The sequence below is a fragment of the Amycolatopsis sp. NPDC043889 genome, assembly GCF_056435645.1.
On the sequence record NZ_JBWKEC010000013.1, the window covers coordinates 154,520 to 169,851 of the forward strand.

At 69.5% G+C, this 15,332-nt stretch carries 14 protein-coding genes; 12 read left to right on the forward strand and 2 right to left on the reverse strand.

Annotated features, from left to right (window positions below; translation table 11 throughout):
• Window positions 1-9: 9 nt before the first annotated feature.
• Together AC0685_RS24035 and AC0685_RS24040 are read right to left on the reverse strand one after the other, a co-directional pair.
• Window positions 10-489 carry a tetratricopeptide repeat protein gene (locus AC0685_RS24035; protein ID WP_478227577.1) on the reverse strand — a complete coding sequence of 160 codons (480 nt, stop codon included), beginning with the start codon at window positions 487-489 and terminating at the stop codon, window positions 10-12.
• The gene (locus AC0685_RS24040; RefSeq protein ID WP_478227578.1) at window positions 486-878 is read right to left on the reverse strand and encodes a MerR family transcriptional regulator; all 393 of its coding nucleotides are present in this window, start codon (window positions 876-878) and stop codon (window positions 486-488) included. The genes AC0685_RS24035 and AC0685_RS24040 overlap by 4 nt, the downstream gene beginning before the upstream one ends.
• Window positions 879-928: 50 nt before the next feature.
• Between AC0685_RS24040 and AC0685_RS24045 the strand changes: the two genes are divergently transcribed.
• The 12 genes from AC0685_RS24045 (at window position 929) to AC0685_RS24100 (ending at window position 15,332) form a co-directional block, all read left to right on the forward strand.
• Complete coding sequence (locus AC0685_RS24045) at window positions 929-1,789, forward strand: NAD(P)-dependent oxidoreductase (protein WP_478227579.1); 861 nt, start codon at window positions 929-931, stop codon at window positions 1,787-1,789.
• Between the two features lie 270 nt (window positions 1,790-2,059).
• Window positions 2,060-2,854 (forward strand): TIGR03084 family metal-binding protein, encoded by a 795-nt coding sequence (locus tag AC0685_RS24050; RefSeq protein ID WP_478227580.1) that lies wholly within the window; start codon window positions 2,060-2,062, stop codon window positions 2,852-2,854.
• Window positions 2,851-4,542, forward strand: coding sequence for an acyclic terpene utilization AtuA family protein (locus AC0685_RS24055; protein ID WP_478227581.1), 1,692 nt, complete (start codon window positions 2,851-2,853; stop codon window positions 4,540-4,542). Before AC0685_RS24050 ends, AC0685_RS24055 begins: the two co-directional genes overlap by 4 nt.
• Window positions 4,539-5,687 carry an acyl-CoA dehydrogenase family protein gene (locus AC0685_RS24060; RefSeq protein WP_478227582.1) on the forward strand — a complete coding sequence of 383 codons (1,149 nt, stop codon included), beginning with the start codon at window positions 4,539-4,541 and terminating at the stop codon, window positions 5,685-5,687. Before AC0685_RS24055 ends, AC0685_RS24060 begins: the two co-directional genes overlap by 4 nt.
• The gene (locus tag AC0685_RS24065; protein ID WP_478227583.1) at window positions 5,684-7,282 is read left to right on the forward strand and encodes an acyl-CoA carboxylase subunit beta; all 1,599 of its coding nucleotides are present in this window, start codon (window positions 5,684-5,686) and stop codon (window positions 7,280-7,282) included. The genes AC0685_RS24060 and AC0685_RS24065 overlap by 4 nt, the downstream gene beginning before the upstream one ends.
• A 183-nt stretch (window positions 7,283-7,465) precedes the next feature.
• On the forward strand, window positions 7,466-9,418 hold the full coding sequence (locus AC0685_RS24070; RefSeq protein WP_478227584.1) for an ATP-binding protein: 1,953 nt from the start codon (window positions 7,466-7,468) through the stop codon (window positions 9,416-9,418).
• Window positions 9,415-10,581 carry an acyl-CoA dehydrogenase family protein gene (locus tag AC0685_RS24075; protein ID WP_478227585.1) on the forward strand — a complete coding sequence of 389 codons (1,167 nt, stop codon included), beginning with the start codon at window positions 9,415-9,417 and terminating at the stop codon, window positions 10,579-10,581. The genes AC0685_RS24070 and AC0685_RS24075 overlap by 4 nt, the downstream gene beginning before the upstream one ends.
• A gap of 67 nt (window positions 10,582-10,648) precedes the next feature.
• Entirely contained in the window at window positions 10,649-11,500 is an 852-nt protein-coding gene (locus tag AC0685_RS24080; RefSeq protein WP_478227586.1) for an SDR family oxidoreductase, read from the forward strand.
• The gene (locus AC0685_RS24085) at window positions 11,497-12,129 is read left to right on the forward strand and encodes a TetR/AcrR family transcriptional regulator (RefSeq protein ID WP_478227587.1); all 633 of its coding nucleotides are present in this window, start codon (window positions 11,497-11,499) and stop codon (window positions 12,127-12,129) included. The genes AC0685_RS24080 and AC0685_RS24085 overlap by 4 nt, the downstream gene beginning before the upstream one ends.
• A gap of 86 nt (window positions 12,130-12,215) precedes the next feature.
• Window positions 12,216-12,485 (forward strand): hypothetical protein, encoded by a 270-nt coding sequence (locus AC0685_RS24090; protein WP_034311873.1) that lies wholly within the window; start codon window positions 12,216-12,218, stop codon window positions 12,483-12,485.
• Between the two features lie 123 nt (window positions 12,486-12,608).
• The gene (locus AC0685_RS24095; RefSeq protein ID WP_478227588.1) at window positions 12,609-13,124 is read left to right on the forward strand and encodes a hypothetical protein; all 516 of its coding nucleotides are present in this window, start codon (window positions 12,609-12,611) and stop codon (window positions 13,122-13,124) included.
• Between the two features lie 177 nt (window positions 13,125-13,301).
• Complete coding sequence (locus AC0685_RS24100) at window positions 13,302-15,332, forward strand: hypothetical protein (RefSeq protein WP_478227589.1); 2,031 nt, start codon at window positions 13,302-13,304, stop codon at window positions 15,330-15,332.

The window sequence follows — 15,332 nt, forward strand, 5'->3', positions numbered from 1 at the left end:
CAATAAGGCTCATTCGACGTCGTCCAGATGGTCCGCGTAGTACTCGACCGCTCGCCGGTACCGCTGGACGCCGTCGTCCGCGCTGGTCGCCGCGAGCACCTTCAGCAAGGTTCCCGCCGCCTCGCGCGCCTCGCCGACGTTGTAGAGCGCCATCGCGAGGAACGTCCTCAGCGCCGCGTCGTCCGGGAACTCGCCGAGGCCGCGCCGCAAGGTCGCGAGCGACTCGTCGTACCGGCCGAGGACGCGATAGGTGCTGCCGAGCCCGACGAACACGCCATGCCTGTCCTCTGTGGACAGACCGTCGCCCGCGAGCGCCTGTTCGTAGAACGGGGCCGCTTCGGCCTCCAGTCCGGCGGAATCGTGGGCCCAGGCCGTCTGGTAGGCGATCACGGCGTCCCGCGGGTGCCGCCCGGCCAGCTCGATCAGCCGCAGGCGCGCCTCGTCGGTGCCTTGCTCCCGCAGCCGGATCGCTTCGTGTGCCTCGTTCACGCGGCGGCGCCGTCGAAAGGCGGATAGGTCTCGCCGCCGACCCGCTCGGCCACGACGATGTACTCGGCCAGCGCGTCGCGCGATCGCGTCAGCTTGGCCAGCTGCTCGTCCAGGCGTCCGAGCCGCTCGCGCATCGCGGCCAGCAACTCGGGGCAGCCGATCAGCTCGGGTTCCTCGCCGATCGCGCAGGGGAGCAGGTACGCGATGTCTTCGGACGACAGGCCGGCGGCGAGCAGATGACGGATCTGCTTCACCCGCAGCAAAGCCGTCTCGTCGTACTCGCGGTAACCGTTCGCGCCGCGGCTCGCCTCCAGGAGGCCTTGTGCCTCGTAGTAGCGCAACTGGTGGGCGTTGACGCCCGTCCGGTGACTCAGTTCACCGATCTTCATCGCTTTCCCCACTTGACCTTCATACCGGTATCAACGTTGACGATCGTGCCATGACAGACAACGAGAACACCCCGGTATCGGTCGTCGGCCTCGGTCTCATGGGCACCGCGCTCGCCCGCGCGTTCCTGAAGGCGGGGCATCCCACGACCGTGTGGAACCGGACGGCCGCCAAGGCGGACGCGCTCGTGGCCGAAGGCGCGCGGCTCGCGCCCACGATCGGCGACGCGCTCGGCTCGGGCGGTGTGACGATCCTGTGCCTCACCGACTACTCCGCCGTGCGTGCACTGCTCGGCGACGCCGTGCTGGCGGGCACGACACTGGTCAACCTGACCTCGGGCGACTCCGCCCAGGCGCGGGAAACCGCCGCCTGGGCCGAAAAACGGGGCGCCCGTTACGTGGACGGCGCGATCATGGCCATCCCGTCGACGATCGGGACCGCCGACGCGGTGATCCTGCTGAGCGGGCCGCGGCCGGACTTCGAGATCGGCGCGCTCGGCACGATCAGCCACCTCGGCGAGGACCCCGGACTCGCGTCCCTGTACGACGTCGCCGGCCTGACGATGATGTGGAGCGTCCTGAACGCGTGGCTTCAGGGCACCGCGATGCTCAAGACGGCCGGTGTCGACGCCGCGACGTACGCGCCCTTCGCGCAGCAGATCGCCGTCGGGGTGGCGGGCTGGCTGCCCGGGTACGCCGAACAGGTCGACAAGGATTCCTTCCCCGCGGAGGTGTCGGCCTTGGAAACCGATGCACGGGCAATGGCGCATCTGGTCGAGGAATGCGAGGCACTGGGCGTGAACGCCGAACTGCCGAAGCTGTTCAAGGCGATGGCCGACCGTGCGATCGCCGCCGGGCACGGCGGGGAGCAGTACCCGGTGCTGATCCGGGAATTCGAGCGGCCGGGGAGCTGACCTGGCCCGATGTCCGTGAAGGCCTCCTTGAGGGATCCTTCTTCACCATCGGTGTGTCGGTAGTCGAGGCGATGTCGCGCGGAGGTCGTGGGCGACGGGGTTCAGTGTCCCCAATGTGGCATTGGGGACACTGAGCGTCTCCGATGCCACATTGGGGACACCTCGAAGCCAGTTGGAGTCGCGGCTGCACGCCGACTGAGGAAAACAATCAGGCGTGCTTGATTTTTCCGGCGGGCGGTGCCAGCCTGAGGGAGACGCGAGGAGGCGGGCATGGCTGACCTGGGCGTGATCCTTGGGGATCTCGCGGCGGAATCGCAGGCCATCGACGACGTGGTGGCGGATCTGCCCGCGTCGGACTGGGCGCGGCGGACCCCGGCCGAAGGCTGGACGATCGCCCATCAGATCGCTCATCTGGCCTGGACGGACAAGAAGGCGCTGATCGCGGCGCGCGGATCCGAGGCCGAGTGGCAGGCCGAGATCGAAGGGCTGCTCGCGACGGGCGAGTCCTACGTCGACGACGGCGCGGCGGAGGGCGCGAAGACGCCGCCGCGTGAGCTGCTGGCGGAGTGGCGCGCCGGCCGCGCGAAACTCGCCGACGCGCTCGCGGCGGTGCCCGACGGACAGAAGATCCCCTGGTACGGCCCGCCGATGAGCGCCGCGTCCATGGTGACGGCGCGCCTCATGGAGACCTGGGCGCACGGCCAGGACATCTACGACGCGCTCGGAGTCACGCGGGAGAACACCGCGCGGATCTGGCACATCGCCCGTTTCGGCACCCGCACTCGCGACTTCGCCTACAAGCTCAACTCGCTCTCCCCGCCCAGCGAGGAGTTCCGTGTCGAGCTGACCGCGCCCGACGGCACCACCTGGGACTTCGGGCCCGAGGGTGCCGGACAGCGGCTCACCGGCAGTGCCGTCGACTTCTGCCTCGTCATCACCCAGCGCCGTCACCCCGCCGACACCGACCTGGTCGCCACCGGCAAGGACGTCGAGGAATGGCTCGGGATCGCGCAGGCCTTCGCCGGACCTCCCGGTGCCGGGCGGAAACCGGGGCAGTTCGCATGACCCCGATCAGGATCGGCAACGCGTCCGGGTTCTACGGCGACCGGTTCTCCGCGGTCCACGAGATGCTCACCGGCGGCCCGCTCGACGTGCTGACCGGCGACTACCTCGCCGAGCTGACCATGCTCATCCTCGGCCGGGACCGGATGAAGGACCCGAACCGCGGGTACGCCAAGACCTTCCTGCGCCAGATGGAGCAGAATCTCGCGCTGGCGAAGGAAAAGGGCGTCAAGATCGTCGCCAACGCCGGCGGGCTCAACCCCGCCGGTCTCGCGGACGCGCTCCGCGAACTGGCCGCGAAACTCGGCGTCGACGTCGCGATCGCGCACGTCGAGGGCGACGACCTCATCCAGCGTGCGGAAGAACTCGGCTTCGGCAAGACCCTGACCGCCAACGCGTATCTCGGCGCGTGGGGTATCGCGGAATGCCTGAACGCGGGCGCCGACATCGTGGTGACCGGCCGCGTCACCGACGCGTCGGTGATCGTCGGCCCGGCCGCCGCGCACTTCGGCTGGGCCCGCGACGACTACGACGCGCTGGCGGGCGCGGTCGCCGCCGGGCACGTGATCGAATGCGGCACGCAGGCCACGGGCGGCAACTACGCCTTCTTCACCGAGCACGAGCTCGGCGTGCCGGGGTTCCCGATCGCCGAGATCTCCGCCGACGGCTCCAGCGTGATCACCAAACACCCCGGCACCGGCGGTGTCGTGAACGCCGGAACCGTGACCGCGCAACTGCTCTACGAGATCACCGGCGCCCGGTACGCCGGGCCGGACGTCACGACGCGGTTCGACACGCTGACGCTCTCCGAGGACGGCCCGGACCGCGTCCGGATCAGCGGCGTCACCGGAGAGCCGCCGCCTCCGACCCTGAAGGTCTGCCTGAACGGGCTCGGCGGTTTCCGTAACGAGACGACGTTCGTCCTCACCGGACTCGACATCGAGGCGAAGGCCGCGCTGGTGAAGGAACAACTCGAAGGCGCGCTCAAGGCCAAGCCGCCGGCGGGCGTCCAGTGGACCTTGGCTCGCACCGACCGGCCCGACGCCGAAACCGAGCAGCAGGCGAGCGCGCTGCTGCATGTCGCGGTGAAGGACGCCGACCCGGAGGTCGCCGGGCGCGCGTTCAGCGGCGCGGCGATCGAACTCGCGTTGGCGAGCTACCCGGGCTTCCACGTCACCGCGCCGCCCACGGCCGCCTCGCCCTACGGTGTGTACCGGCCCGCTTTCGTCGACGCGCACGAGGTGCCACACGTCGCCGTCCTGCCGGACGGAACACGCCGCGACATCGCGCCCGCCGCCGAAACGCTGCCTTTGTCCGATGTGGACGATGATCGGCCGCCCGCTCCGTTCACTCAGGCGCGGGTCCGGCGGGCACCGCTGGGCAGGGTGGTCGGCGCCCGCAGCGGCGACAAGGGCGGCAACGCGAACGTCGGTGTCTGGGCGCGCTCCGACGAGGCGTGGCGCTGGCTCGCGCACCGGCTCACCGTCACCGAGTTCAAACTGCTGCTCCCGGAGACCGCGGACCTCGAGGTCCGGCGGCATCTCCTGCCGAACCTGCGGGCGCTCAACTTCGTCGTCGAAGGCATCCTCGGCGAGGGCGTCGCGTCGCAGGCGCGGTTCGACCCGCAGGCGAAGGCGCTCGGGGAATGGCTGCGCTCCCGCGAGATCGACATCCCGGAGGCCCTCCTGTGACCGACCCCTTCTCCACGCCGGAACGCGCCGAACTGCGCAAGACCGTGCGGCGGTTCGCCGAAACCGAGATCCTGCCCCACCTCGAAGAGTGGGAGCGAGAGGGCGAACTGCCCCGCGATCTGCACCGCAAGGCCGGGGAACTCGGGCTGCTCGGCGTCGGCTTCCCCGAGGAGGTCGGCGGCGGAGGCGGCGACTACCTCGACGCGGTGGTCATCGCCGAGGAACTGCACTACGCGGGCGGTTCCGGCGGGCTCTTCGCCTCGCTGTTCACCTGTGGCATCGCCGTCCCGCATATCGCGGCGGCCGGAGATCCGGTGCAGATCGAACGCTGGGTCCGGCCGGCCCTGGAGGGCCACAAGATCGGCTCGCTCGCGGTCACCGAACCCGACGGCGGCTCCGACGTCGCCGGGATCCGCACCACGGCGGTACGCGAGGGCGACGAGTACGTCATCAACGGCGCCAAGACCTTCATCACCTCGGGCTGCCGCGCCGACTTCGTGACCACCGTGGTCCGTACCGGTGAAGCCGGCGCCCACGGGATCTCGCTCATCGTCGTCGAACGCGGCACACCGGGCTTCACCGTCTCCCGCAAGCTGGAGAAGATGGGCTGGCTCTGCTCGGACACCGCCGAATTGTCCTATGTGGACGTCCGGGTGCCCGCGGAGAACCTGATCGGCGCCGAGAACAGCGGGTTCGCGCAGGTCGCCACCCAGTTCGTCACCGAGCGGGTCTCGCTGGCGGTGCAGGGTTACGCGCACGCGCAGCGGGCTCTGGACCTGACGCTGGACTGGTGCCGCCTGCGCGAGACCTTCGGCCGTCCGCTGATCTCCCGCCAGCTGGTGCAGCACAAGCTGACCGAGATGGCCCGCAAGATCGACGTCGCCCGCACCTACACCCGGCAGGTCGCCCAGCGGCACGTCGCGGGCGAAGAGGTCATCGCCGAAGCCTGTTTCGCGAAGAACACCGCCGTCGAGACCGCCGAATGGGTGGTCAACGAGGCCGTGCAGCTGCACGGCGGACTCGGCTACATGCGGGAGTCCGAAGTGGAGCGTCACTACCGTGACGTGCGCATCCTCGGTATCGGCGGCGGGACCAACGAGATCCTCACCGGCTTGGCCGCGAAGCGATTGGGATACACCGCATGAGCACGATCAGGTCAGGAGTGGACACGCGGACCGAGGAGTTCGCCACCAACCGTGAGTCCATGCTCGGCAAGCTGGCCGAGATCGACGGCGAGCACGCCAAGGCGATCGCGGGTGGCGGCGAAAAGTACGTCACCCGCCACCGCAAACGCGGCAAGCTGCTGGCCCGCGAGCGGATCGAGCTCCTCCTCGACGAGGACTCGCCGTTCCTGGAACTGTCGCCGCTGGCGGCCTGGGGTTCGGACTACCAGGTCGGCGCCAGCGTGATCACCGGCATCGGCGTCGTCGAAGGCGTCGAATGCATGATCTCGGCGAGCGACCCCACGGTCAAAGGCGGGGCGAGCAACCCGTGGACGGCCAAGAAGAGCTACCGGGCCGCGGACATCGCCGCGCAGAACCGCCTGCCGGTGATCAACCTCGTCGAGTCCGGCGGGGCGGATCTGCCGACGCAGAAGGAGATCTTCATCCCCGGCGGCCGGATCTTCCGCGACATCACGCGGTCTTCGGCGGCGAAGGTGCCCACGATCGCGCTGGTGTTCGGTAACTCGACCGCCGGCGGCGCGTACCTGCCCGGCATGTCGGACTACGTCGTGATGGTCAAGGAACGCGCGAAGGTGTTCCTCGGCGGGCCGCCGCTGGTCAAGATGGCCACCGGTGAGGAGTCCGACGACGAATCGCTCGGCGGCGCCGAGATGCACGCCCGGACCTCCGGTCTCGCCGACTACCTCGCGGCGGACGAAGAGGACGCGATCCGGCTCGGGCGCAGCATCGTCAAGCGGCTGAACTGGACCAAACAGGGACCGACGCCGAAACCCGACTACGCCGAGCCGCTGTACTCTGCCGAAGACCTGCTCGGCATCGTGCCCACCGACCTCAAGGTGCCGTTCGATCCGCGTGAGGTGATCGCCAGGGTCGCCGACGGTTCGGACTTCGACGAGTTCAAGCCCCTGTACGGCAGCAGTCTCGCCACCGGCTGGGCGAGCATCCACGGCTATCCGGTCGGTATCCTCGCCAACGCGCAGGGGGTGCTGTTCGGCGAAGAGTCGCAGAAGGCCGCACAGTTCATCCAGCTGGCCAACCAGATCGACACGCCGCTGGTCTTCCTGCACAACACCACCGGCTACATGGTCGGCAAGGAATACGAGCAGAGCGGCATCATCAAACACGGCGCGATGATGATCAACGCCGTGTCGAACTCGAAGGTGCCGCATCTGTCGGTGCTCATGGGTGCCTCGTACGGCGCCGGCCACTACGGCATGTGCGGCCGCGCCTACGATCCCCGGTTCCTCTTCGCCTGGCCCAGTGCGAAATCCGCGGTCATGGGACCGCAGCAGCTGGCGGGCGTGCTGTCCATCGTGGCCCGTGCCGCCGCCGCGTCGCGCGGGCAGGAGTACAACGAGGAGCACGACGCCGCCATGCGCGCCATGGTCGAAGGCCAGATCGAAGCCGAGTCGATGCCGATGTTCCTCTCCGGGATGCTCTACGACGACGGGATCATCGATCCCCGCGACACCCGCACGGTGCTCGGGCTCAGCCTGTCCGTGATCCACAATGGACCAGTGAAGGGCGCCGAGGGCTTCGGCGTCTTCAGGATGTGACGGGAGGCGGAGCAGACTGATGTCGCGGCAACCAGATGTACGTCAAGGCGCGCGCTCGGCCGAAGGCCCCGCTATCGGGGTGGCAGGGCGCTTGTCGACCAACAGTGCGGGTGCTACGCGAAGTTGCGCCCTGCCGGCCCGATCGCGGACGCGCGCAATCTCGCGTAAAGGAATGTGAGCGGCATGATCGAGAAATTGCTGGTCGCCAACCGCGGTGAGATCGCCCGCCGCGTGTTCCGCACCTGTCGCGACGCCGGGATCGGCACGGTCGCGGTGTTCTCCGACGCGGACGCCGACGCGCCGCACACCGCCGAGGCTGATGTCGCCGTCCGCCTGCCGGGCAACGCGCCCGCCGACACGTACCTGCGCGCTGAGCTGCTGATCAAGGCGGCCGTCGAGACCGGCGCCGACGCGATCCACCCCGGCTACGGTTTCCTGTCCGAGAACGCCGCGTTCGCCCGCGCCGTGATCGACGCCGGGCTCACCTGGGTCGGGCCGCCGCCGGAAGCCATCGAGAGCATGGGCTCCAAGGTCGAGTCCAAGCGGATGATGGCCGAAGCCGGGGTTCCGATCCTGTCCGAATTGGACCCGGCCGAGGTCACCGAAGCAGACCTTCCCTTGCTGGTCAAGGCTTCCGCCGGAGGTGGCGGACGCGGAATGCGCGTCGTGCGCTCGCTCGGCGAACTCGCCGAGGCCGTCGAAGGCGCGAGCGCGGAGGCCGCGTCGGCGTTCGGCGACCCGACCGTGTTCTGCGAGCGGTACCTGGAGACCGGCCGTCACATCGAGGTCCAGGTGCTCGCCGACACCCACGGCACGGTATGGGCGGTGGGTGAGCGCGAATGCTCGATCCAGCGCCGTCACCAGAAGGTCGTCGAAGAGGCGCCGTCGCCGTTCGTCGACGAAGCCATGCGGGAGGCGTTGTTCGACGCCGCGCGCAAGGCCGCGCAGGCGATCGACTACGTCGGCGCCGGGACGGTCGAGTTCCTCGCCGGGCCGGACGGGCGGTTCTACTTCCTGGAGATGAACACCCGGCTCCAGGTGGAGCATCCGGTCACCGAGGCCACGACCGGGCTCGACCTCGTCTCGCTGCAGCTGCGGATCGCGGAAGGGGAGCACCTCCCGATCGACGAGCCGGAGACGCGGGGCCACGCGATCGAGGTCCGGCTCTACGCCGAGGATCCCGCCGCCGGCTGGCAGCCGCAGAGCGGCACCTTGCACCGCTTCGAGCTGCCCGCCGCGCAGCGGGAATTCGAAGTCGGCCCGGGTGTCCGGCTCGACTCCGGGTTCGTCAGCGGGCAGACCGTCGGCGTGCACTACGACCCGATGCTCGCCAAGGTCATCGCCTACGCCCCGGATCGCCGGAGCGCGGCGCGGGCACTGGCCGGCGCCTTGGCAGGCGCGGAGATCCACGGTGTGGTGACCAACCGCGATCTGCTGGTGAACGTGTTGCGCCACGCGGCTTTCCTCGCCGGAGAGACCGACACGGCGTTCTTCGACCGGCACGGTCTCGAAACCCTGGCCCGCCCACTGGCCACTGTGGACACCGTACGGATTTCTGCGCTGGCCGCAGCTTTGGCGGGGGCGGCGGCGAACCGCTCGGACGCGCGGGTGCAGCGGCGGCTGCCGAGCGGCTGGCGCAACGTTCGCTCCCAGGGGCAGCGCAAACGTTTTCGTCACGGCGACGACGAGATCGAGGTCGTCTACAGCCTCGGCAGGGACGGTCTGCGCGCCGACGGTTTCGAAGGTGCCGAACTGGCTTCCGCCGAGAGCGGCAGCGTGGTCCTGGAAGTCTCCGGAGTGCGGCGGAAGTTCGCCGTCGCCCGGTACGGCGACACGGTGTACGTCGATTCACCGGAAGGCACCGTCGAACTGGGTGTGGTGCCGAGGTACACGGATCCCGACGCGGCGCTCGCCGCCGGATCGCTGGTGGCGCCGATGCCGGGCACGGTCGTCCGGCTCGCGGTCGAGGCGGGTGACACCGTCAAGACCGGCGATCCGTTGCTGTGGCTCGAAGCGATGAAGATGGAACACCGGATCGCGGCGCCCGCCGACGGCGTCGTGACGGAACTCCCGGTGGTGGTCGGACAACAGGTCGAAGTGGGCACGATCCTCGCGGTGGTAGGAGACGACGAATGAACGCGATGAACTTCACCGAGCCCGAGGAGCGCGTCGCGCTGCGGGCCGCGGTCGCCGAACTCGGCAAGAAGTACGGGCACGAGTACTACGCGAAACAGGCCCGTGCCGGGCTCAAGACCGACGAGCTGTGGGCCGAGGCCGGACGGCTCGGCTACCTCGGCGTGAACCTGCCCGAGGAGTACGGCGGCGGGGGAGCGGGGATCGCGGATCTCGCCGCGGTGCTCGAAGAACTCGCCGCGGCGGGCTGCCCGCTGCTGCTCATGGTCGTCTCGCCGGCGATCTGCGGCACGGTGATCTCGCGGTTCGGCACCGAGGAGCAGAAGAAGCGCTGGCTGCCCGGCATCGCCGATGGCAGCGGGCGGATGGTCTTCGCGATCACCGAACCGGACGCCGGGTCGAACTCGCACAAGATCACCACCACCGCGAAACGCGACGGCGACGGCTGGGTCCTCAGCGGACGGAAGGTCTACATCTCCGGTGTCGACGAGGCGGACGCCGTCCTGATCGTCGGCCGCACCGAAGACGCGAAGACCGGCAAGCTCAAGCCCGCGCTGTTCACCGTCCCGACCGACACACCCGGTTTCGAGTGCAAGCAGATCGAGATGGACATCGTCTCGCCGGAGAAGCAGTTCGGCCTGTTCCTCGACGACGTCCACCTGCCCGCCGACGCGCTGGTCGGCGAGGAGGACGCGGCGATCGCGCAGCTGTTCGCCGGGCTCAACCCCGAACGCATCATGGGCGCGTCGTTCTCGCTCGGTATCGCCCGCTACGCGCTGGGCAAGGCCGTCTCCTACGCCAACGAGCGCAAGGTGTGGGGCGCGCCGATCGGCACCCACCAGGGCCTCGCGCATCCGCTGGCCGAGATCAAGATCGAGCTGGAACTGGCGAAGCTCATGACGCAGAAGGCCGCGTCGCTCTACGACTCCGGTGACGACTTCGGCGCGGGCGAGTCGGCGAACATGGCGAAGTACGCCGCCGCCGAGGTCGCCATCCGCGCGGTCGACCAGGCCGTGCAGACCCACGGCGGCAACGGTCTCGCCAGCGAATACGGGCTGGGCACGCTGGTCACGGCCGTCCGGCTGGGCCGGATCGCGCCGGTGAGCCGCGAGATGGTGCTCAACTTCGTCGGCCAGCACAGTCTCGGCCTGCCCCGGTCCTACTGACTCGTGAGTGGCAAGGACAGTTCTAACCGTCCTTGCCACTCACGAGCCCACTACGGAAGGCGAACTCATGAGCACGCTGCACGGCAAGACGATCATCATCTCCGGCGGCAGCCGCGGGATCGGCGAGGCCATCGCGGTCCGCGCGGCCCGCGACGGAGCGAACATCGCCCTGCTCGCCAAGACCGCCGAGCCGCATCCGAAGCTGCCGGGCACGCTCTACACCGCCGCCAAGGCGATCGAGGACGCCGGCGGGCAGGCGTTGCCGATCGTCGGCGACGTCCGGGATGACACGTCGGTCGAGGCCGCGATCGCGCGGACCGCGGAGCAGTTCGGCGGTATCGACATCGTGCTCAACAACGCCAGCGCGATCGACCTGACACCGACCGAAACAGTCAGCATGAAGCGCTACGACCTGATGCAGGACATCAACGCGCGCGGGTCGTTCCTGCTGTCGAAACTCGCCATCCCGTACCTGAAGCAGGCGGAGAACGCGCACATCCTGACGCTGTCGCCGCCGATCAGCCTCGACGAGAAGTGGTTCCGGGCCGGGCACCTCGCGTACAGCATCGCGAAGTACTCGATGAGCCTGGTGACGGTCGGGCTGGCCGCGGAACTGCGGCAGTACGGGATCGCGGCGAACTCGCTGTGGCCGCGGACGACGATCGACACCGCGGCGATCCGCAACGTCGTCGGCGCGGAACTGGCGGCCAAGTCGCGGACGCCGGAGATCATGGCGGACGCGGCGCACGCGATCCTGACCAAGCCGAGCACCGAGGCGACGGGGAACTTCTACCTCGACGACGAGGTGCTGGCCGCCGAAGGGGTCACGGACTTCTCGAAGTACCGCGTCGGCGGACGCGAGGAAGACCTGCAGCTCGATTTCTGGGTCGAAAGCCGTACCCCAGAATCAGGGCCATGATCCGCGAACCGCAGCAAGAGCGCAGCCGGACGACCCGGCGGCGGCTGGTCGAGGCCGCCGTCGAGACGATCGGGGAGCTGGGCTGGCACGGGACCACCGTCGCGCTGATCGCCGAACGCGCCGGTGTCTCGCGCGGTGCCGCCCAGCACCACTTCCCGACCAGGGAGGACCTGGTCGCGGCCGCGGTCGAGCATGTCGGCGAGATCCAGATCGTGGAACTGCGCGCCCGCGCCGCGGAACTGCCGTCGGGGCGGTCGCGGATCGAGCGGGCCGTCGACATGGTGCTCAACCTCTACAGCGGGCCGCTGTTCCGCGCCGCGCTCCACCTCTGGGTCGCGGCGTCGACCGACGAGGCCCTGCGCGCGACCCTGGTGCCGCTGGAGGCGCGGGTCGGGCGGGAAGCGCACCGGGTGACCGTCGAGCTGCTCGGCGTCGACGAGTCCCACCAGGGCGTTCGCGAGCTGGTCCAGGCCACTCTCGATCTTGCCCGCGGCCTGGGGCTGGCGAACCTGCTGACCGACGACACGAAGCGGCGCAAGCAGATCGTCGCCCAGTGGGCGCGGGTTCTGGAGCCGCCCCTGGCGTCGGCGAAGATCTCACGGAACCAAGAAGTCACCGACAACGTCTGAGATCTTGTTAACACTGATGGAGCAGCGGCCGATAACACGGTGTAAGTGCTGCTGATTCAGGTGGCTGATCGAGAGAGGTCCGTCCGGTGTCCGGTTCAGAGATCGAACTGTCCCATCGCGCGATGGCGATGCTGCGAGCGGTCGCGGCGCGCCGTGCCCAGATGTCGTGCAGCTGCGAGCCGGATCTCTTCATCGACGGGTTCGCCTGCTGCGATCAGATGACCGCGCACGCGCTGGCTCGCGGCGGTTACATCCGCCCCGGCGCGTCCACCGGCCCCGCCGCGGTCACCGGCCGCGTGCCCGCCGAGCTGACCGAGGCCGGCGAAGCCGCCATCGCGGTCACCGCGGCAGCCTGACCCTTCACCGCATCGTCTGTCCGCAGTGGACGACGACCGTTTACAACCACCTCCCGCGTTCCTAGGATCCACCCCGGGATGAGGCCGTCGCCGTCGAGCGGCGGACCGGGTAGGGAGGTGCCGATGGCACGCACGGCTCGCCACGATTCCGGCGCGGACGCCCTCAGCGAGTTGATGCGGAAAGCCGGCGCCGCACCCCGTCGCCGGGAGCCGCGCAGGCCGAAGCACCGGGTTCCGGACGCCGCTCCCGGGAGCGGGAGGATCCGGCGGATCTCGGCGCTTTCGGCGGGCGGTCTCGTCGTCGGCGGGCTGCTGGCCGTGCTGCTCACCCCGAGCGACCAGGCCGAGGTCGTCCCCGGGACGCCGCTCCCGCCGCCGTCGCCGACCATCGCCCCGCAGGCCGTCGAGGTCCCGGACGACGCGGTGTCCTCACCCGTCCCGTCGGGGCCTTCGGGTGGCAGTGTCGCCCCTCCGCCGCCGATGACCGCGTCGATGCACGGCTCGGAGACGCCGTCCCCGACGCCCACGCCGCGGCCCGAGGAACGGCCGGATCCGCGTGCCGGTCACCACGGGTGGTATTACGACTGGAATCACGGCGGATACCCCGGCGGCGGCCGCCGGCCGCAATGGGGTAGATAGCGCCGATCGGGTGATCGACGGCGTCGCGCGCTGTCGAACAAGAATTACGATTCATCCCCTGAATTCGTCCGTTCGTGTCCGGTGCCCTTTTTCCGGTGTCCCGGCTCCGGCCGGGTACCTACGATGGTTCGCGCTCTCCATTCCTCCCGGAGCATGACTAGGGGTTGAACAGGAAAAATGAGTGTGGACCGACATTCTCCCGCGGTGCAGCTCGCCCGGAGAATGCTGCTCAACCGCGAGACGGGGAATCCGTCCCGCCCGCAGCCGGTGACGCTGCTGCTCGGACCGGTCGGTTCGGGGAAGACCACGGCACTGGAAGCGATCCGCCGTGACCTGGGCTGGGGTGTCGTGCACGCCGGATTCGATTTCGGGCAGGGCGGCAGGGCGGGCACGATCGACGTGCTCACGAAACTGGCCTATGGGTTGTCGAGTAAATGGCGAAATCGGCCGAAACCGCAGTTTGTTCGGTTCACGATCGCGTTGATCGCAGTTCAGGCGGAGCTTTCCGGCCGAAATCGCGACGAAGACCTCGTGCAACTGAAGTCGCTGCTCAACAGTTTTCACGGAATCATCTGGACACCGGCGCTGGACAGAGCGCTCGACACGCTGACCGAGACGGCGAAGGCGACCGGCCTCGTCGAGCCCCCGTATGCGGACTTGTTCCGCCAGACGTTCCCGCATCTGGTCCGGAACATCCGGCCGCGGCTCGGCAAAGCGCTGCGGTCGCTCGCGGACTTCCCCAACGCCGAGGGGAGATCGCCGTTCGACGCGCTGCTCGAACTCAACCGGCTCGCGCACGGCAGCGCCCGCGACGCCAAGGCGGTCAACGAGTGGCTGATGGCGGCGTTCCTCGGCGACGTCCGGGAGAACCATCCGCGGATGGCCAAGCCGGAGGAGAAGAGCCCCTGCACCTGCGACATCTCGCCGCAGCGCAGGCACTGGCACAACTGGGTGGTGGTGCTGGACGACGTCGACCACGCCGGCGGCACCGAGTTCCTCGCCGACCTCATCGCCGCGCGGGAGCGCTACGCCGTCCAGCATCCGAACGACCGCGAAGCCCACGACGCGCTGCTGGTGATCGCCACCAGCGGGCGGTGGCACGACGACTGGGGGACCGCCTGGCTGGCGCCGTGGAAACCCGCGTCCGGCGCCCCGCCCGCCGTCCGGACGATCGCGGACTGCGAGGAGGCCTCGTACGACGACTGGGCGAACCCGGCCAACGGGGCGCTCGACTCGCCCTACTACCCGGTCCGGATCTCGCCCCAGTCGATCGGGCGGATCGCGCGCATCCTCGATTCCGGCGCGCGCACGCCCAAGGTCACGCTCGCGCACCGGGCGACCGGTGGACTGCCGTCGGCGGTCGAACAGCTCGCGGGGCGGTTGCGGGCGAGCGACGCGCGCGAAGGCGACCGCGATCTGCTCACCACCGATCCTCGTGACGAACAGGATCCCTGCTACCGCAGGCTGACCGAGCTCGCTTTGACCGAGCACCTCGACGACGTCCACGTCGACGACTTCGTGACCGCGGCCCCGTTCGCGACCGCGCCCTGGCTGATCCCGGACGCCGCTCAGAGCCGGATCGACCAGCCGCACGTCGGGCGGATCCTGACCGAACTGCGCACCTCGTTGTGGGTGAGGGCGCGGAACTCGCCGGGTTCCACGGACGACCAGGCGGCCCTGCATCCCTGGATCGCCGCGAACCTGGTGTCCGCGCTGGCCCGGCGCGGTGACGGCGACGGGCCGACCTACACCGACCAGTTCAAGGCCCTGCGCGACGATCCGGACACCGCGCAGGATCCGGTGCGCCTGGCCTACTGCAACCTCGCGCTGGGCGACATCGGCGAGGTGGTCGCCTTCTTCGAACGCGAGTTCAACCGGATCCCGCACGCGGAGTGGATCGCGAAACTCGAGCTGGTCCTGAACGCGCCGGACGATCTGCCGCCCGAGCGGGATCACGCGGAGCTGTACGAAGAACTCGTCAATCTGGACAACGCGCGGTGCCCGAACGACCGGTCCGAGATCCGGAACAACGTCGCCCGGCTCATCGCGGCGGGCTGGCTGACCGCCAACCCGTTCGCCGTGCGCGGGCAGAACCAGCACCAGGTGATCGCGAACGCCTTCGCCGCGCTGGCCACCACCTCGCATCAGCCCGACGTCGGCGCGCTCGTGTCGGCGAAGGAAGCCGCCCGCCGCGGCGAATTCCCCTGA